The sequence below is a fragment of the Providencia sp. PROV122 genome, assembly GCF_028482365.1.
Classification (GTDB): Bacteria; Pseudomonadota; Gammaproteobacteria; order Enterobacterales; family Enterobacteriaceae; genus Providencia; species Providencia stuartii.
The window spans coordinates 1-19,150 of the sequence record NZ_JAMPQI010000014.1; the positions used below are offsets into that span (position 1 = coordinate 1).

15 protein-coding genes are annotated in these 19,150 nt (G+C 40.5%); 3 read left to right on the forward strand and 12 right to left on the reverse strand.

Annotated features, from left to right (window positions below):
- Positions 1–406 precede the first annotated feature (406 nt).
- Positions 407–1,558, forward strand: coding sequence for an immunity 26/phosphotriesterase HocA family protein (locus PSE69_RS11575; protein ID WP_272675241.1), 1,152 nt, complete (start codon positions 407–409; stop codon positions 1,556–1,558).
- Between the two features lie 34 nt (positions 1,559–1,592).
- Here PSE69_RS11575 and PSE69_RS11580 read toward each other — a convergent pair whose 3' ends face one another.
- The 4 genes from PSE69_RS11580 to PSE69_RS11595 all read right to left on the reverse strand — a co-directional run bounded on the left by PSE69_RS11580 (position 1,593) and on the right by PSE69_RS11595 (position 7,102).
- Positions 1,593–1,940, reverse strand: coding sequence for a YfiM family lipoprotein (locus tag PSE69_RS11580; RefSeq protein ID WP_014657697.1), 348 nt, complete (start codon positions 1,938–1,940; stop codon positions 1,593–1,595).
- Positions 1,941–2,013: 73 nt separating this feature from the next.
- The gene (pssA, locus tag PSE69_RS11585; RefSeq protein ID WP_004917572.1) at positions 2,014–3,369 is read right to left on the reverse strand and encodes a CDP-diacylglycerol--serine O-phosphatidyltransferase; all 1,356 of its coding nucleotides are present in this window, start codon (positions 3,367–3,369) and stop codon (positions 2,014–2,016) included.
- Between the two features lie 168 nt (positions 3,370–3,537).
- Positions 3,538–6,183: a bifunctional acetate--CoA ligase family protein/GNAT family N-acetyltransferase gene (locus PSE69_RS11590; protein ID WP_004917574.1), complete on the reverse strand. Its 2,646-nt coding sequence runs from the start codon at positions 6,181–6,183 to the stop codon at positions 3,538–3,540.
- Between the two features lie 205 nt (positions 6,184–6,388).
- Positions 6,389–7,102 (reverse strand): tRNA-uridine aminocarboxypropyltransferase, encoded by a 714-nt coding sequence (locus PSE69_RS11595; RefSeq protein WP_014657699.1) that lies wholly within the window; start codon positions 7,100–7,102, stop codon positions 6,389–6,391.
- A gap of 180 nt (positions 7,103–7,282) precedes the next feature.
- Here PSE69_RS11595 and PSE69_RS11600 point away from each other — a divergent pair, with 180 nt between their 5' ends.
- Both PSE69_RS11600 and PSE69_RS11605 read left to right on the forward strand, forming a co-directional pair.
- Positions 7,283–8,326 carry a tRNA/rRNA methyltransferase gene (locus PSE69_RS11600; protein ID WP_072502896.1) on the forward strand — a complete coding sequence of 348 codons (1,044 nt, stop codon included), beginning with the start codon at positions 7,283–7,285 and terminating at the stop codon, positions 8,324–8,326.
- 122 nt (positions 8,327–8,448) lie between these two features.
- A complete protein-coding gene (locus PSE69_RS11605) occupies positions 8,449–8,985 on the forward strand; it encodes a hypothetical protein (protein ID WP_053110344.1) in 537 nt (178 codons plus the stop codon).
- On the opposite strand, the gene PSE69_RS11610 is transcribed toward PSE69_RS11605, so the two are convergent.
- The 8 genes from PSE69_RS11610 to proV form a co-directional block, all read right to left on the reverse strand.
- Positions 8,971–9,399 carry a hypothetical protein gene (locus tag PSE69_RS11610; RefSeq protein WP_053110343.1) on the reverse strand — a complete coding sequence of 143 codons (429 nt, stop codon included), beginning with the start codon at positions 9,397–9,399 and terminating at the stop codon, positions 8,971–8,973. The genes PSE69_RS11605 and PSE69_RS11610 overlap by 15 nt on opposite strands.
- 90 nt (positions 9,400–9,489) lie before the next feature.
- Positions 9,490–11,025: a multidrug efflux MFS transporter permease subunit EmrB gene (emrB, locus tag PSE69_RS11615; protein ID WP_036943452.1), complete on the reverse strand. Its 1,536-nt coding sequence runs from the start codon at positions 11,023–11,025 to the stop codon at positions 9,490–9,492.
- Between the two features lie 14 nt (positions 11,026–11,039).
- A complete protein-coding gene (emrA, locus tag PSE69_RS11620; protein ID WP_004917588.1) occupies positions 11,040–12,221 on the reverse strand; it encodes a multidrug efflux MFS transporter periplasmic adaptor subunit EmrA in 1,182 nt (393 codons plus the stop codon).
- A 218-nt stretch (positions 12,222–12,439) separates the two neighbouring features.
- Positions 12,440–12,964 (reverse strand): transcriptional repressor MprA, encoded by a 525-nt coding sequence (gene mprA, locus PSE69_RS11625; RefSeq protein ID WP_004917591.1) that lies wholly within the window; start codon positions 12,962–12,964, stop codon positions 12,440–12,442.
- Between the two features lie 656 nt (positions 12,965–13,620).
- Positions 13,621–14,820, reverse strand: a complete 1,200-nt coding sequence (locus PSE69_RS11630; RefSeq protein ID WP_014657703.1) for an MFS transporter — start codon at positions 14,818–14,820, stop codon at positions 13,621–13,623.
- A 157-nt stretch (positions 14,821–14,977) separates the two neighbouring features.
- A complete protein-coding gene (gene proX / locus PSE69_RS11635) occupies positions 14,978–15,976 on the reverse strand; it encodes a glycine betaine/L-proline ABC transporter substrate-binding protein ProX (protein ID WP_014657704.1) in 999 nt (332 codons plus the stop codon).
- An 86-nt stretch (positions 15,977–16,062) separates the two neighbouring features.
- Positions 16,063–17,241, reverse strand: a complete 1,179-nt coding sequence (gene proW / locus PSE69_RS11640; protein ID WP_014657705.1) for a glycine betaine/L-proline ABC transporter permease ProW — start codon at positions 17,239–17,241, stop codon at positions 16,063–16,065.
- Complete coding sequence (gene proV / locus PSE69_RS11645; protein WP_004917599.1) at positions 17,231–18,433, reverse strand: glycine betaine/L-proline ABC transporter ATP-binding protein ProV; 1,203 nt, start codon at positions 18,431–18,433, stop codon at positions 17,231–17,233. The genes proW and proV overlap by 11 nt, the downstream gene beginning before the upstream one ends.
- Positions 18,434–19,150 lie beyond the last annotated feature (717 nt).

The window sequence follows — 19,150 nt, forward strand, 5'->3', positions numbered from 1 at the left end:
GGAGCACAGTCATACTGTAATCCTTTTACCTCCACTGTCACCACTAACCCCATTGATGGCTCTTTCTCGCCAATCCTGTGCCAGCGAACTGCATATTGGTAGCAAATATATTGAGTAGAGATAAAGGAATGACTCACCATTAGACATTATTTTAATGTTTGATACCATTTTATATGGAATGACTGGTATTTATTTTTTATGGATGGCAATCTGTATCTAAATAACATAATGGTTTAGATCGCTTTATCATACAGAGTACTCGATATCAATTTTATCTACTTATAGGTAAATAACTAGCAAAAATAAAAAAACTTTCTGGTATTGATAGAGGGAATGGATGATGTTGATTACCTACATTTTAGGTATTTTTACAGTTCAAATATTCAGATTTATAGAGGTATAGGTTATGGGTAGTCAATACATGGAAAATATCATCCTCACCAATGATGAAAGAGAGCTTTTTGGCTTGGAATTGATATCCGCTAAATGGGATAGAGTTGAAATCAAAAAAGGGATGGTTGTTTATTTTGATGGTGATGCTATCTGTAAAATTATCTATAACTATGAGCATAGTGGTGAGGGTTTTATCAATACCCTATATATTGAAGAAGATAATTTGATTAAAACGAGAAATAGAGAGTTTGTTTTGCCTAGAACAGCAAAAGGCAAAGAGAAAAAATTAAATTATACATCGATTAATGGAATGAAAAGTACGGGTTGTCGTTTTAGTTTAACTTTAAGCACTTCAGGAATTGGTGCGACGTTAAATGTGACGAATAGCCAAAATAGCCTTCGTTTACCTATTCCATTTCCTCAGCAAATTGGAACTGTTGATGCGTTTCGCCAATGGTTAGCCACATTTATGTCTTCAAGAGATGAACGTTATTTCTCTAAAGTGGAACGTATGAAAAATGCCCCACGAAAAAATGTTAAATATAAGAATGGCGATATTTTTTGTTATGAAATAGACCTAGAATATTATGGATTTGCTCTGATTATAGGTCAGATCACTAAGATAAAAAAAGCAGGCGTGCTGAAGCAAGAGCATATTTGGAATGATCTCATGACGGTTCCCTTAATTGTTCGAACGTATCAGTTCAAAAGCCAAGAAAAAAATATGCCTATTGAAGAAATTATACAGCACAGCTTATCGGATTCATTTTTCATGATGGATGACCATGTTATGAGAGGTGTATACGAGATTATTGGAAATAAACTTTTAACTGCCGATGATATTGATTTTCCCATTCAAGCGGGAAGATCACTATCTAATGACTCTTTTACTCGATTATGTTGGGGAGTTGGAATAAAAAGCCATCCAAATGAACACGCATCAATGCTACCTAGTGGTATTCAAGATATGGAATTGTTGAGACATGGTGTTAATTTTGGTGTCAGTTTTTCAGAAATAAAAACAGTAGAAAGTCGTAAAACACCGTTGGAAAAACTGGCTTTTGCTCATTTTGGTATATCTGAAGATATAACATTTGATGATTTTAATCGGCAATTCGGCGGTATGACTCGTGAAGAATACGCGCTATATGCGAATAAAAAGTAGGGAGCAAATAAATTTGCTAAATCATTACTGGTTCTTATTTTAAACTTTGATATAAACTATACCCAGCAACGGCTCCAGCGACATCATAAGCAAAGTCATGCCAGCTCCATCCCGTACCATTAGGTCGACTGTCATACAGCTCTTTTGCTGCTCCTAGGGTAATGGAAAATAAAACGCCAAATTGCGCAGCATCTCGATGTTGCCAATTTTGCCTATCAGCATAAGCATTGCCGGCCATCGCCATTGCGGCTGAAAAAGCAAAATGCTGTGCCTTATCCTTACCTTGCCAATTATCATTTGCCCAGTGGGCCCCTGAACAGCCTGTTATCGTAAAAATTAAGCCAATAAGTAAATAAGATAATAATGTTTTTAGCAGATTCATTTGTTTATCAACGGGTCTAATATAAAAAGCACCACAGTCGTGGCGCTTTTTATAGATACAAGATACGGATAAATTACAAAATACGACTGATCAAGCGGTCTACTCTAATTCGTCTTAAGCGGCGAATGAGTTTTTTCACTTTGATTGGATAGGTTTGGATACTATCTAATTCACGATAATGACTCACAATTTTTGTATGAGTGCGAATACAGTCAAGTTCATGCTGACGCTGCTCTTGCATCTCTTGATTTGGGTCGTGAATTAAAACCGCATTTTCAAGATCCAATCCCCACGCTCGTGGGTTAAGATTATTACCTGTAATAAGTTGCCATTGGCTATCAACCCACATCCCTTTTAAGTGATAAGTATTATCACCATCTTTCCACAGACGAATTGTTAATTGCTTACTATCAACAAATTTTTGTAAGCGGCTAACAAACCGCCGTAGATTAATCTCATAGAGGTACGGCAAAGCCCCAATAATTTTAAATGGCTCTTCAGGGGGAATATAGAAATCATTAGCAGTTTTATCACCAATAATAATTTCCACCTGCTTACCTTCACGTAATAGTCGGCTAATAATCCTAACTAATACGGCTGGAAGATTGAAATAAGGGGTACAGATTGTGAGTTTATTTTGTGTTGAACTCATTAGATGGGTAATTGTTCGGTTTAGGTCATTTTTTTTGCCTAAACCAACTAGAGGCGTGACGGCTAATTCACCATTAGTCGCATTACCCTTAAACTGATATGAGCTTCCTCTAAGTGAAAGACGGAATTGTTTGATGATATTTTTGAATTCGGCGGTTTTGGGTCTGTTTGCCTTATTCAATAGCTGAATCGCATCCGATTTTAGTAAGGCATCATCAATATAAGTCTTCATTGATGTCGTTAATGCCTTATTTTTGATCAGCTGATACCGGTCGTAGCGATATCTTTCATGGCGTTGTAGATAGACATCATTAATACTAGCGCCACTGTACAATAAAGTATCATCAAAGATAAAACCTTTTAGATGCAAGACACCTAACGCTTCCCGTGTATTCACAGGAATACCATAAATAGGGATATCAATGTCCGGGTATTGTTGCGAAACATCATAGTACCAGTCTGCATTCGTTGAATTAGCGGCTGCACCAATTCTTCCTCGTTGCGCACGGTGCCAATCAACAAGTATTTTAATCTCTAATGATGGATTCGCTTGCTTAGCGGCATACAGTGCATGAAGAATATCTTTACCTGCATCATCTTGCTCTAAATATAACGCAGTGATGTAGATGCAATGTTGAGCAATAGATATTTGTTCAAGTAGAGCATCACGAAAATCTTCTGTCTTATATAGCGTTTTAACATCAGCAATAGACTGAGCCAGTTTAGGTAAACTCGCTAAATATTGTTGATGTTTTGCTTGTTTTAATTTTGACAACATCACAGTGTAAATTTTCTCTTAATTAGTCTAATAGCAAATCGCTTGTATAAATATACACTCAGGTATTGGTAAGCGAATGATCTGTCGATGATAGCATACTTAGCCAAACCATTTAGAATAAATTAAAAACCTGTTTAATTGTTGTACAGGTTTATTTAGGCTATCGGGTTATAAATGTAATGTTAAGTTTACAACCCCATCTTCAAATTGAACGTCAATCTCGAAACCTAACTTTTTCGCTAGGCTGATCATATTACGGTTTTCGGGCATCGTGATTGCTGTCAATTTTTTTATACCATGTGAACGGGTATAGCTCAGTAATTTAGTCATTAATTGATAGCCAAGAGTTAGCCCTTTCATATCCGATCTGACGAGAACCGCAAATTCTGCCTCTTGGTTATCAGGATCTGCCATTGCGCGAGTCACCCCTATAATTTCAGGGTTTGAATCAGGATCCCTAACAGCCACGAATGCCATTTCGCGGTCATAATCAATTTGCGTCATATTGGCGAGATCATCATGCGTAAACTCACTGATTTCACTAAAATAACGATAATAAAGATCCTCTTTAGTCACTTGCTCAATAAATGATTTTAATAGTGGTTCATCTTCCGGCAATATTGGTCTTAGCAAACAAGTGAGATCATCTTTGAGTGAGATAGTTTCTTCTAGTTCGCTTGGATAAGGGCGGATCGCTAACCTTGATTTTTGGTTCTCTTGCTCTGGAATTAATGTCATTGAGACATCAAGTAAAGTGAATTCATCTCCAGAGGCGAGTAACGGATGAATATCTAGTCGTGCAATATTTGGGCAATCAATAATTAGGTTTGAAACCCTCACCAGCAAACTCGCCAGCCCTGGGATATTGAGTGGTGCCAGTGCACTGCGCGCTTTGATTTTATAGCCTTTAATGGCTTGAATAACTAGGTATCGCGCTAGGGCCAAATTCAATGGTGGTAAAGCGACCGCAGCTTGGCTCTCTTGTTGCCATTCAATACCGCCTTCCCCTAGCATAATTAATGGGCCGAAGACGGGATCAAGTTCAACGGCAATACGCAACTCTTGGGCGCCAGCACGGTTCGCCATACTTTGCACCAGTAAACCTTCGATACGTGCATTGGGGAAATTGGTGGATACACGCTCCATAATGGCTTTAGCAGCATCTCCCACTTCTTTAGCATTACGTAAGTAGAGCATTACCCCTTGTACTTCTGATTTATGCACAATATCTGGTGAACGTAATTTTAATGCGACGGGGTAGCCAATTTTCTCTGCAATTTCAATTGCCTCATCACTAGAATGAGCTATCCAAGTCGGTAGGCTGTTTAAACCATAAGCCTGTAAAATAGGCTGAACTTCATGTGTGTCTAAGTGTAAGTTGTTATTTTGTAGAGCCTGTTGAATATATTCATGTGCTTGCTGAGTGTTGGCTGTGATACCAATTGGAAGCGCTGGCGTTTCTTTTAACTGTTTTTGGTTGCGTCGGTACTCGACCATATGCATGTATGCGGTTATCGCGCCTTCAGGTGTACGATATGTTGGTATCCCTGCTTCACTAAAGAGCCGACGTGAGGTTTGTGATGAGTATTCGCCACACCAGTTAGTTAGTATGGTTAACCACTTACCTCTTGGATGCTGCTTAATGGTTTTGATGACTTTTTCTGCCATTGTCTTGCTTTCTGTTATGGCGCTAGGTGTATAGATCAATAACAGTGCATCATGGTCATGGCTATCGAGCATTTTGTTCAATACGTTAATATAGCGATCAACGGTGGCATCATCACCTAGGTCGATAGGATTTTGGGTTGAGAGGTCAAGGGGAAGGAGTGAACTAAGTTCATTTTCTGTTTCTTGACTTAAGGTAGCGAGCTTACCGTTTCGTTGCAGTAGCTCATCTAAAGCCATCGCCGCAGGGGCGGCGCCATTACTAATGATAGATAGGCGCTCCCCTCGTAGAGGCGTCATATAGCTTAGGGTTTCAACCGCAGAAAACATTTCATGAGTATCTTGTACTCGAAGCAGCCCTGCACGCTGGATGGCAGCATCGTATGCCGCATCAAGACTTGGTTTTTCACCGAGTAGTTGTTGAGCTTTTCGGGTACGACCGCTTTTTATTACTAGAATTGGCTTATTCCGTGATGCGCTACGTGAGGCGGAAAGAAAACGACGTGCATCGCGAATATTTTCAAGATAGAGCAAAATAGCACTCGTTTTACTGTCGCGAGCCAGATAATCCAGTAAATCATCAATATCGATATCAATGCTATCACCCAAGGCGATAAAGTAAGAAAAGCCAATATCTCGGTGACGCGCCCAATCCAGTACGGTATTAGAAACGGCAGCGGATTGAGAGATAAAGGCTAATTTCCCTTTTAGGATTGGGATCGGTGAAAAACTCGCATTAAGCCCTTGCCATGGAGCCAGTATACCGAGGCTATTTGGACCGAGTAGCCTTATTTGATATTGCTGGGCGATTTTCTTGAGTTCAGCGAATTGAATTGAAGGAGATGATAAAATAATAACCACATTACAGCCATATTCACCGAGCTGTTTTAAACATTCAGGGTTTTTCGAATGGTGAGTACAGATGACCGCAAGATCTGGTTTTAAAGGCAACTTATCGATGGATGGGTAAGCCAGCACGCCAAGAATAGAGCTTCGGTTAGGGTTGACAGGGAGAATAGGCCCCTTAAAACCATTAGTTAATAAGTTTTTCATCATTACCGAACCTGCACGATTCGGATTTTCAGAAGCACCAATCACAGCGATCGATTTTGGTCTAAATAACGATTCTAACTGACTCAGTAAACCCATGGCAGATAACCTTTTGCTTTAGTGAGCGAAAACACCGTTCAAAGAATATTGAGAAGCCAAGTAATACTATGCCGTATCTGATAATTAGTGCTAGTTTATCCTGTTTATTTAATGGAATTATCTAATGATGTTCACGTTTTAAACTGCTAACTATCCTAAAGTTGCATGACGTTCATCTTTGTAGATAAACAATCGCTTATTTTTTCTACTCACTTTGAGTTAGCTGCTTTTCTGCTTGGCGCATTTGTGCGAGTGGATGATGCGGCTTGCCTTCCAAGTATTTGTCTCTAAATAGGTTAAAATGGTTGAAGAGCTGTTTAGAAGCGGAAGTATCTCCTGCTAGCTCAAGGAGTGTTGCTGCAACTTCTGCTGTGCAGTGTTGATCCTCTTTTGAAGGGGTACGCAATAAATAATCTGTTCGTGCTTTTGTATTGATTGATAATACAGGGATCTGGTCAAGATAAGGGCTTTTACGGAACATTTTGCGTGCTTCTGGCCATGTACCGTCTAATAAAATAAATAATGCAGGTTTATCTGAAACGGTTGGCTGGTTGACTACCGTTCTTCCACTTTGAGCATAACTTTCAGGGAAAATAATATAAGGCTGCCGTGTTGGGTCTTGAATCGCGGCAAGGAGTTGTGGGTCTGGATCGGTTCTTGACCACTGGAAAGCCAGCGTATTCGGTAAAATATCTGCGATCAGTTTTCCTGTATTACTTGGTTTAAAGACCTCTCCTTCATACATGATTAAACAGAATTGGCTCTTAGCGTGGACCGGAACAATTTCTTGGCACAGGCATTGTGGAACGGGAAGTAGGCAATAATGACAGCGTTTAACGCGACACCCTCGTGCTTTAAAGGGTTTCGTTGAGGCGGTCAGGCGTTCTTGGCGTAATGTATAAACGGCATTTTTAGTCATGTTGGGTGCAGCTTTTGATATTGTACGGTTTTGATAAAACAAAGCGCGTATTGTACGTAAATCCGTTAAATGACGATAGAAGTATATTCGGCATCTTTTAGATGCAATAATAGCGTGAATCAGTGGCGTAGCTCGGCAACATCATGTAACCTTCGCGCCATAGCTTTGTAGGGGATAGCAATGAACGACTCGAATGATTTTAATGGTAAGAATGGTAAAGTAAAAGTGATGTATGTCCGTAGCGAAGGCCAAGATGATGGTCATAGCAAAGGCAAGCGTCAACAAGATAATAAGCGCACGAATGATAGAAGAGGTGGCGGCGGACGTCGCAATGAGCGTTCAGGTCGTTTTGATGATAGAAAAAGCCAACCACCTCGTGAGCACTCCGCTTGGCGCACCGTATCGAAGCCAAATAGTGATGAGTTAATCCATGATCATGGTGGGATTGCCGGTAAAAGCCAGATTGACCCTGAGCAATTGCGTAAACAGCGTTTAGAAGAAACGCGTATTTATGGTGAAAATGCGTGTCAGGCGATGTTTAAAAATCGCCCAGAAGCGATTGTTCGTGCATGGTTCCTACAATCAGTCACACCTCGTTTTCGTGATGCGCTAAAGTGGATGGCTGCTAACCGTAAAGCATACCATGTGGTTGATGATGAAGAATTAACGAAAGCATCTGGAACAGAGCACCACGGCGGCGTCTGTTTTCTGATTAAAAAACGCGGTGGTATGAGTGTGGAAACTTATCTGCAACAAGCACCCGCAAAAGATTGTGTTTTGGCGTTAGAAGATGTCGGTAATCCACATAACTTAGGTGGCATCATGCGTAGTTGTGCGCACTTTGGCGTGCAAGGTGTGATTTTACAAGATGCGGGCGTTGTGGAGTCTGGTGCTGCGATTCGAACGGCTGAAGGTGGCGCTGAACATATCAAAGCGATTGATGCTGATGGTCTGAGTAACACGTTAAGCCAATTCCGCCAAGCTGGTTATACGATTGTAACGACATCAAGCCATAAAGGTAGCCAAGATATTGCGAAGGCTAAGTTGCCAGCAAAAATGGTGTTAGTCTTAGGCCAAGAGCGTGATGGCTTGAGCGACAGCGTATGGAACGAGGGGGATATGAGCCTGTATATTGGTGGTACAGGTAAAGTTGAGAGCCTCAATGTTTCCGTTGCGACGGGGATTATGTTGGCACAATGGTGGCAACAGAATAAAGCTAACTAGTTATTTTAATTAATAAATAAAACTGCATATGAAAGGTGAAATTATCGCCAATTAATATGCAGTTTTTTTATTATTAGGCTCTAAGCAATGTGCGTACAACATTATTTGATGGAGAGATAGGAATGAAAATTCCGTCGTACTTAACCCATGATTTCCCCTCAATACAGGGTAACGGAGAATTGACCGAGGTTTATTTTGGCTCACAATCGACAGAGGATACGTTTGAAATTTGGTTCACGGGTGAGGTGATTTCTGTCGATGGGGAAACACACCCTTATATCATGGAAACTGATAGTCATCCCCTAATAATAATTGCTAAACACTCTGTATCAGGTCAAACATTCTTGCTGTTTGATGGCACAATTCATGGGTATGATGCGATGTTTTGTGATCAACCTTATGATGAGCCTCTTGAGCAGTTATCACCAATAAAATATGACTTTCCCCCAGCGATTTTGAAGCTCTCCTTTTTTTATAATATTGATTATGAAGATGAAAAAGAGAGCTATGAGTTTGATGCGATGGGAAATGTTATGCTATTGAATGGGCTGAGTATGCCATGGGAGCAAGTCAAATGTGACGGTTTTGATGCCTTTGCACTTTCTGTGATTGATACGCAAGGTATAGAGCATGAAATTGTGAATTTAGAACTCGCTTAATAATTCAGTGAGATAATTTAGTTCATGGTCTAAAAACTCTTCTTTAGGGTAATTGCAGGAAAATGCTTCCAATATATGATTGATAAAAGATTTGATATCTAAACGCGTGAGAGGCGTGGGCTTGCTGATAATTTTATAAGCAGCTGAAATCTCATTTAAACTTAGACAATATTCATAGTAGCCTACCTGAATGGCGTCGCTAATTTGTTGGGGTAAAGTAGTAAAATCGAGATCATCTTCTTCAAGTTTTAGCTGCATATAAGTGAAAACATCTTCAAGAATATCAAAGGAATGTTCTTCTTGATAGCGATTAACATAGGTAATAAGTTTACGGCGATATTGCTCTGCTTCTCCTTCGCTGATTGAGTTAATTAGGGCAAGTAACTCGCTATTTTCAATCCATGATTTCAACATTTTTTTCCTCGTTATAGTGTATAAATACTGTCATGTTGGTGAATAAAATAAGGTCTCATATTGAATCTATGAGACCTTATTAATTAGAGTTTAGTGTGCTCCGCCACCTTTAGAGCCTGCGCCAAAAGGTGGTTTGGCGAACCAAACAATGACCATGAGCAAAATAAAGATCCCTGCAGATAACCAGAAAATTTCATTTGCAGATAAGATCAGCCCTTGGTCGGTAATTGTTTTCGCTAAATAGGCGGCACTTTGCTGCTCATTCATACCAATTTGGGCTAATTCACTGTACATATGTTGAGAATTTGGATTGTACGGGTTAATAAACTCCGTCAGATTCTCATGGTGCATCGCTTCGCGTTGTGTCCACATTGTGGTTGTAATGGATGTACCAATCGCACCCGCTAATGTCCGTGTGAAGTTAGATAAACTTGATGCTGAGGCCATTTTTTCAGGAGGAAGCCCTGATAAAGTAATGGTCGTCAATGGCATAAAGAAACAGGCAATCGCTAGCCCCTGCACAAATTGTGGCCATGCCGCGGCGGCAAATCCCATATCCGGCTCAAATGTATAAGCACGCCAATAGTAACAAACAGCATAAACAATAAAGCTAAAGGTTACGATATAACGCATATCAATGCGATTACCGAAACGTCCAATAATTGGTGTGATCAACAAGGGCAATAAGCCTACTGGGGCGGAAGCAAGACCCGCCCAGGTTGCTGTATAACCATAAACTTCCTGTAGGAGTTGGGGAAGTAGTACGATTGTTCCGAAGTAGAGCATATATGCAAGACTTAGCGATAAACAACCGATGGTGAAGTTGCGCTCCTTAAATAACGAAAGATCAATGACAGGGTGATCGTCAGTGAGTTCCCAAACAATTAAGAACGATATCGCAACAACAGCAATGACGGTCAGCACAATAATTTCAGTGGAATTAAACCAATCTAGCTCTTTCCCTTGGTCTAGCATGATTTGCAGGGCACCAATACCGATAACTAGCAGTACTAGCCCGATAGTATCAATGGGTTGAATAGAAATTTTGGTTTCACGCCCTTTTAGTGTCTGCATAATGGCAAAGATAATTGCGATACTAAATGGAACGTTGATAAAGAATATCCAACCCCAATGATAATTATCACTGATGTAGCCACCCAATATTGGCCCACAAATTGGCGCGATAACGATGGTCATTGACCAAAGCGCCAAGGCCATATTCCGTTTGGCAGGGGGGTAGTTATTGAGCAATAAACTTTGGGATAGGGGAATTAATGGCCCCGCAACCAGCCCTTGTAACACACGGAATAAAATCAGCATTTCAAGGCTGCCAGAGATACCACATAACCATGAAGTTAGTGCAAATAGGCCTGTCGACCATAAAAATAGCCTAACTTCACCAATCCTGCGGGCTAACCATCCAGTAATAGGAATTGAAATCGCATTTGCCACACCAAAAGAGGTAATTACCCACGTTCCCTGCGAGTTAGAGGCGCCAAGATTACCTGCAATCGTTGGAATGGCAACGTTAGCAATTGTTGAATCAAGTACTTGCATAAATGTGGCCAATGACAGAGCAATGGTCATCCACGCGAGTTTTGATCCTGTTAACGGTGTATTTGTCACAATTACACCTCGGATTATTTGTTGCCTGAGTTATTGTTAATAATCTCAGTAACTATTTTGTCTGCAGGAGACATATCTATGGCAAGTGCAGAGGTGTGATATGCAGGCGCTTCACGCATACCTTTTGATAGCACTTTGCCATCTTTATTAAGCGTGTCTACCGTCACTTCTGTCGATAAGCCAATACGTAATGGATATTGCTCCAATTGGGCCGGGTCTAATACGATACGGACGGGTAAACGTTGAACTACTTTGATCCAATTCCCTGTAGCGTTTTGAGCAGGCAGTAATGAAAATGCGCTACCTGTTCCCATATCTAACCCTGCTACGGTGCCATTGAAGACAATATTTTTACCATAAAAATCAGTCGTTACTTTAACGGGCTGTCCAATGCGCATATCGGCAAGTTGGGTTTCTTTGAAATTGGCATCAATCCACATACCTTCAGAAGGAACGATAGCCATCAACGGTGTTGAAGTCGTAATTTGTGAGCCGACTTGTACGCTACGGCGTGAGACATAACCATCCACAGGGCTGACAATTTTAGTTCTCTGCAATGCTAACCATGTGTTCCTAACTTCTGTTGCGGCAGCTTCGACAGCCGGCTGTTTTTCGAGAGGAGTATCTAGAATGATCGCTTTGTTTGCATTGAGTTGCTCAATAGCCACTTCGAGCGCTGCTTTAGCGCTGACAACGGCTTCGCGAGCGTGTTGCAGTTCTTCTTTCCCGATTAGGTTACTGCTGCCAAGGACTTCACGGCGTTTTAAATCGTTTTGTAGACTAATTAGCTCAGAGCGCTTCATATCAATATTCGCTTGATATTGGCGGCTATTCACTATCTGCTGGTGGGTTTGACGAACGCTGTTTGCTAAAGTGGTTTTGGCTTTTTCTAATGCAAGTTGAGCATCTCGAGGGTCAAGCTCTACTAATACTGTACCGCTTTTGACGAAATCGGTGTTATCGACATTCACCGTCATAACACTGCCAGAAATTTGAGATTGAATTTGAACTTGGTTACCTGCAACGTAAGCGTTATCAGTCGTTTCATAATGGCGTAAAACAAGGAACCAGTATATTGCCCAGCCAACGCCAATAGCAATAAAAAGGAATGTGAGAAACATTAAAGCATTTCTGCGTTTTCTTTTTTTATTTGGTTGTGGATTTTGGGTTGGTTGCATTTCCTCATGGGCACTCATTGGGTGTTTCTCCGCTCATCGGCATTTTAGATCACGAATGTTCCCAGCAGTTAACATTAACCACTGGAAACTAAGACAACAATTGAAATATTTGCTTGATGGGATATCGTAAGCACAAGTTAGAAAGGATAACGAAATCTTTCAGACAGAAAAGTCTTTTTTCGCCTTTTTGCTTATAAATGCCTCAAATACATTACCCACAAAAATACAATGGTTAATTATTTACTATAATCTTTAACAGTATCTAGCTTTATTAGCAACTTACGCATCAACTTATTCAGTTGTTGTTGTTCTTCAGCATCTAATACTGACCAAATATCTTTTAAGGCTGCATGCTGAGGAGGCAATAACCCTGCTAAAAATTCAGAGCCTTTTTCAGTTAGGTGAAGATGCAAACAACGACGGTCATTGTGACTTTCTTTACGTTCAATCCAACCATTTTTTTCCAGTTCATCGGCAATACGGGTTGCATTAGTGCGTGAGGATCCCAAAGCAGCGCTTAGCTCAGAAGGTTGAATACTGCGGGAATCTTTTGTATCTAGGATCATTAACGCCATAAACAGTGTTTCATTAATCCCTTGAGCTTTGAGCATATTATTACGAGACTCAAGGAGCTTGCCATGAACATGCATACAAAGGCGTGTTAGGAGGATCTCCTGATAGGGAATGGGATTGCTGTGTGAACTTTGCTGTGCGACGCGAGCATTAAGTAACTCTTCAGTCGGAGTAAATGAACTTTCCATTATTTAGATACCTTATTAGTTTCAGTTGGTAAGATTACAACTGTCATCAACCATCTAAATGGTATATCAAAAGCTAAAATTAGCAATTGTAGTTAATTGATACCATCAAATTTATTTTGATAATGATACATAATTCATAAATTTTATGAATGTAATTTGCTAAATTTAGTATAGCTTAATTATACTCTTCTGCCTTTTAAATTATTTACGTATAATAAAATCATCATTTTGCTTTATTTTTCATCATGATAATAACCGAGTAAAACAAAATAAAATCACGTAATTATACTGCTGCACTCTCCTTACTGTCATGATTTCATGACATTTGTAAACCTTTCCTCTGTTACTTAGTATTGTTAGGTGACAACTAACATATTGATTACAATAACTACAAGAAATAGTAATTTATATAAATTACATTATAACTTTATAGAAAGGTATATTTTTTGTTTAACTGTGTCATTTGATGATTTTTGCCTATGTAATTATTGCAAAATAAAATCATTGGCAAAAATTTGTGATTATAAAGAGAGGAAGCGGAGAATGAGATATTAAGTATAAATTAAGTATTTTTACCGATGCATTATATTTTCTGATAGATTTATGGCAGGGTTTATAAAGAGTGCCTAAAAAAAGACACTCCTTGCGAGTATGTTTTATTCATCGGATGGGTATATGGTGGGGTCAAAGCGAATACCTATTGCCCAAATAATCAAACTGATCACACATAATATGCCGCCAGCGATAGCAACGCCTTCCCAACCTGCTTTTTCGTAAGCATAGCCAGATAATAAAGAGCCAAGTGCACCACCAATAAAATAGCTCGTCATATAGCCTGCGGTAATACGATTACGCGCATCAGGTAAAATACGGTATAGAGTACTTTGGTTAGTGACATGGACAGCTTGAATAGCCAGGTCAAGTATTAAGACGCCAATAATAAAAGCAATCAGTGAATCCTTTGCAAATCCAATTGGGATCCATGACAGAAGCAATAAAATTAAGCCAATGGTTGTCACTCGTTTTCCTTTACCTTTATCGACGAGATGACCGGCTTGGGAAGCCATGAATGCTCCGGCAGCACCAACTAAGCCAAAAAGGCCGATAGTTCCTTCTGAAAAACTAAAAGGTGGGCTGGCAAGTAGAAAAGCCATGGCAGTCCAAAGTAATGCGAAATTGGCGAAGGATAGGGCGCCCAATAGCGCACGAACGGCCAACACAGGGGTTCCAAAAAAGAGTCGACCTATTGAAAACAGCAACTGGAAGTAATTTAGGTTTGCTTTTTGATGATAACGAGGCAGTTTAATCGCAAGCACAATAATTAAGATAATAAGTAGGGTAAAAGCGACCCAATAAATGGTTCGCCATCCTCCTACCATAGCGACGGCGCCGGAAATTGTTCTAGCAAGTAAGATCCCTAATAGCAATCCACTCATGATGATACCGACAGATTTCCCTCTTTGATGAGGTTTTGCCAGCGAGGCTGCCATTGGGATGAGCACTTGAGCAACAACTGAAAATAGCCCTGTGAGTGCCGTTCCAACAAGAATTTGCCAGATATTATTTGAGAGCGCGGTGATAAGTAAGCCGATAGCTGACAAGGATGTCATTGTTAATATCAGGCCTTTACGCTCAAAGATATCACCTAGGGGAACTAAAAAAAGTAGACCTACTGCATAGCCTAATTGGGCGACAGTCACAATAAACCCCGCCATATTTGTGGTCAGGTTAAATTGAGTGGCGATAGTGTCTAGAAGGGGTTGCGCGTAGTAGTTACTAGCAACGACGAGGCCTGTTGCGATGGCCATTAATATGACTAAACCCGGAGTGAGTTCTGCTTGTGGTGCCTTATTCATTCAATATCTACTCATCATTCATAAGGCCTCTACTATAAAACAATTTTGAGTTATGAATGGGAACATTTTATCTATTAATAAAATATTTCTATAAGTTGGGAAGCGTGCAAAAAAGCCACCTAAAAAGGTGGCTTAGAAGACTCATCACTGGCAGATATTATTTTTCAGCAGCTTTGCGTGCTTGCTCTACCCAACCATCAAAAGTGGATTGGTGGGCTTTGATCCACGCATCGGTGTGACGGCGAATATCTGATTGCGAAGCTTCTCCATTATGCATTCTCAAGTTTTGTGCGTTGATATCTGCAATAGGGAGTTTCATGATCTCGAATAACTTAGCTGCCGCAGGGTTCTTTTCGGCCCATTTTTTATTGGCGACGATATGCATTGTGTTTGGTGGGAAGCCGTAATTTTTACCGTTCGGTAATGCGGTGTCGGTTTTGTCATCATTTGGCATTGATGAGAACGGTACTTCTAACCAAACCACATCACGACCTGGTTTGAGCACATCACTGATCCAGTAAGGCGTCCATGTGTAGTACAGGATAGGTTTACCTTCTTTGTAACGAGTGATGGTGTCTGCCATCATAGCGGCGTAGTTGCCTTGATTGTGCTCAACGGTTTTTTCTAAACCATAAGCTTTTAGATGGTTGTTAATCGCCGCTTCACAGCCCCAGCCTGGGTTACAACCCGTTAGGTCTGCTTTACCATTACCATCGGTATCGAATAATTTGGCTATTTTTGGATCTTTTAGCTGATCAATATTGGTGATTTTGTATTTTTCGGCGGTTTTCTTATCGATGAGATAACCTTGTGCCGCATTCACGACATAATCACCTTGGCGGTAAAAGACCTTATCACCCCCTGCCGCGTTATATTGTGCATCATGTAATGGCACCCAGCTTACCGCCAAATAGGTTGCATCCCCATTGGCAATGGAAGCATAAGCCACATTGTAGTCGACCTCTTTAATCGGCTCGACTTCATAACCGAGTTTCTCAAGGGCTTTTGCCACTAACAGCGTTTGGAACGTCTCTTCGCTGATGGTACTTTGTACCGGGGTGATTTTTACCCCTTTGCCGGGAAGATCTTCTGCATGAGCAAATGGAACGGCAAGTAAGGCTGTCAGGGCAGTTGCCAATATCATTGGTTTTTTCATTATTGATACCTCTGTTTGTCGTTTTGGCTTGCCTTGGCAAGCGAAGAGCCGATTGTCGGCTCTATCGTGAATAGAAGAGCAAAAACTTAATGTGATTTTCGGCTAAATGGGCGCGTGATAAGGCCGATGGGGCCTTGTTGATACCAGCGAGTTGAGGCTTTACTACGCGAATTTTTGCCAAGTGACTGCGTTAATCGGTCAAGCACAATCGCGAGGATAACAATGCCCACACCACCGACGGACGCGAGTCCCATATCGAGACGACCGATACCACGTAATACCATTTGACCTAAGCCACCGACGGCAATCATAGAGGCGATAACGACCATGGAAAGTGCTAACATCAAGGTTTGGTTAACACCAGCCATAATGGTTGGCATCGCCAAAGGCAGTTGGACTTTAAAGAGTAGCTGACGAGGGCTGGCGCCGAAGGATTCTGCTGCTTCAATCAAGTCTGCGGGAACTTGTTTGATACCTAAAATAGTCAAACGGATAATAGGTGGTAGCGCAAAGATGATGGTGACGACAACACCGGGCACATTACCAATACCAAAAAGCATAACAATCGGTACTAAATATACGAATGCTGGTGTTGTTTGCATCGCATCAAGGATCGGCCTAACAATGCTGGCGGCTTTATCACTACGGGCTAGCCATATGCCGAGTGGTAAGCCAATAATTAAGCAAAAGAGTAACGAGGTTAGCACCAGAGAGAGTGTTACCATCGCTTCTGACCAAGCCCCGATAGCACCAATCACAATCATCGACACAAATGTTGCAATGCCCATGACACGGCCTGCCAGTTGCCATGCTATCAACGCAAATAAAATAATCGCAATCGGTGACGGTAGTGAGGTTAAAAGCTGCTCAAAGCCGCTAAGGATAAAATCAATAGGAATACGGATCCCCTGAAAAACAGGACGGAAATGCAACACGATCCAATCAATAGCCTGAGTGACCCAAGAGTCAAGTGGGATCAGAGTATGTTGAAAAGGATCCATAATATCAAAATGTTCTGTATTTATTCCCTCAGTGGGAGCCGCATCCAGCCAATCGCTTCCGCCGGTATCTGACGGTGTTGAAGTATCTGCTGTACTTCCCCACGGATCACTCTCTGTTGATGTTTGGCTTTCAGAACTTGTTGACCAAGGGTCGCTGCCTGAAGTGGTATCCGTCGCATTATTTTGTTGCGATGTCTCATCTGCTTGGGTTTCTGCCCACGGATCCTGATAGTCAGCTTTACGCTCATTCGTGTTATTGCTCATTAGAAGTCTCCTTATCCAGCGCCTGTAGTAGCATTCCCTTCGATATCACACCAAGATAGCGATTTTTTTCATTAATAACGGGAACGGCGCAGGGAGCTTGTGCAACGGTTGAGATGACCTCATTGAGTGGGGTTTCTCCCTGAATTGGTTCTATGCTAGAAATCACCGCTGATTCAATGCCTTGGTTGTTTTGTAGCGCTTTTTCGAGTGATTCAACAGATACGACACCTGCAAATGTGTGTCCTCGAGAGATGAGATAACCATAGTATCGGTCATCATCATTAAGCACTTTCAATGCGGAACGTGGGCCAAAACCAGGCGCAATATGCAATAGGGCATCGGCTCTTCGTCGCGCAATATCTTTGGCACTAAAGACCTGACTAATATCAACACCACGGAAGAAGGTTTTGACGTAATCATTCGCGGGATTATTGAGTATCTCATCGGGAGTGCCTATTTGCACAACGACACCACCTTGCATGATGGCAATTCGGTCTCCTATGCGCATGGCTTCATCAAGGTCGTGGGAGATAAACACAATGGTGCGTTGTTTATCACCTTGAAGAGAGAGCAACTCATCTTGCATTTCGGTTCGGATCAAGGGATCTAACGCAGAAAAGGCTTCATCCATTAACAAGATATCGGGATCATTTGCCAAGGCTCGTGCAAGACCAATACGCTGCCTCATACCACCGGATAATTCATCAGGATAAGAGTAAGCCCATTTTTCAAGGTTAACTTGTCGAAGGGCATCCATTGCTTTTTGATGACGTTGCTCTTTTGAGATCCCCGAGAGTTCCATACCAAAAGCGGTGTTATCGAGAACATTCATATGTGGCATGAGCGCAAAGGATTGGAACACCATACTGATTTTTGTGCGTCTGACCTGACGTAGCGCTTTTTCTGAAATATTCGAGATATCTTCACCATCAATCAGCACTTGTCCGCTGGTGGGTTCAATTAGGCGATTGAGAAGCCGTACCAATGTTGATTTCCCAGATCCCGAAAGCCCCATCACAACAAAGATTTCACCTTCATTAATGGCTAAATTTGCATCTTGAACACCAACCGTTTGGCCTGTTTTTTCAAAGATATCATCTTTGCTCATTCCTGATTCTAAAAGTTTGAAGGCTTGATCAGGGTGTTCCCCAAAAATTTTATATAAATTTTTAACTTCTAATTTTATTGGCATACAGTAATTACCCATTTTTCAATTAATAAATTGTTCAAAGCACTTATCGAATGAAACTGGTCTTTTTATCAATTGGCCAAAAACTCGATTATCAGCTTTAGACTATTGGTTGAAAATATTTAGGGTAGATATTCCTATTTCGCTTAAGGTGAATTTAATAATTATGATTTGAATTCAACGGCTCCACTTAAAATTATTAGAAAAATAAACAAGCAATATAACCTAGCATAATAAATTGAGCTGACAACCCTTGGTTAAGGAGTATTAATCAAAAAAATAGCGAGTAAAAATAGAATACAAATTAGGAAAGTGTTGTTTTTATGGGATTCAACATTAAGGTGATTTATTTTCAAAATAAATAGGTTAACGTTTTGTTGTATATACATTTATTTTACTATTGTGCATTTGAAAACTAACCATAACAAATTAAAAAGAATAGAGATTATAACGGTTAGGTCAATTAGCAAATAAAATTGAAAATAATTTCAATATAAGGCCTTATTGATTAGTTATATTAATTAATTTTTAAGCGAAAATACTTATTCTTAAAAATTATTGCCTGATATGCATATTAAAAATGAATTATTTAACAGTAAAACATGTAAATCTCGAGTTGTCATGATGGTTTTTTATACTAAAAGATATCCCGCTAAATAAAGTTATTATTATTCAGCGGGATATGCTTATTTAGGATGTTTAAAACGATCAGTTAACTAA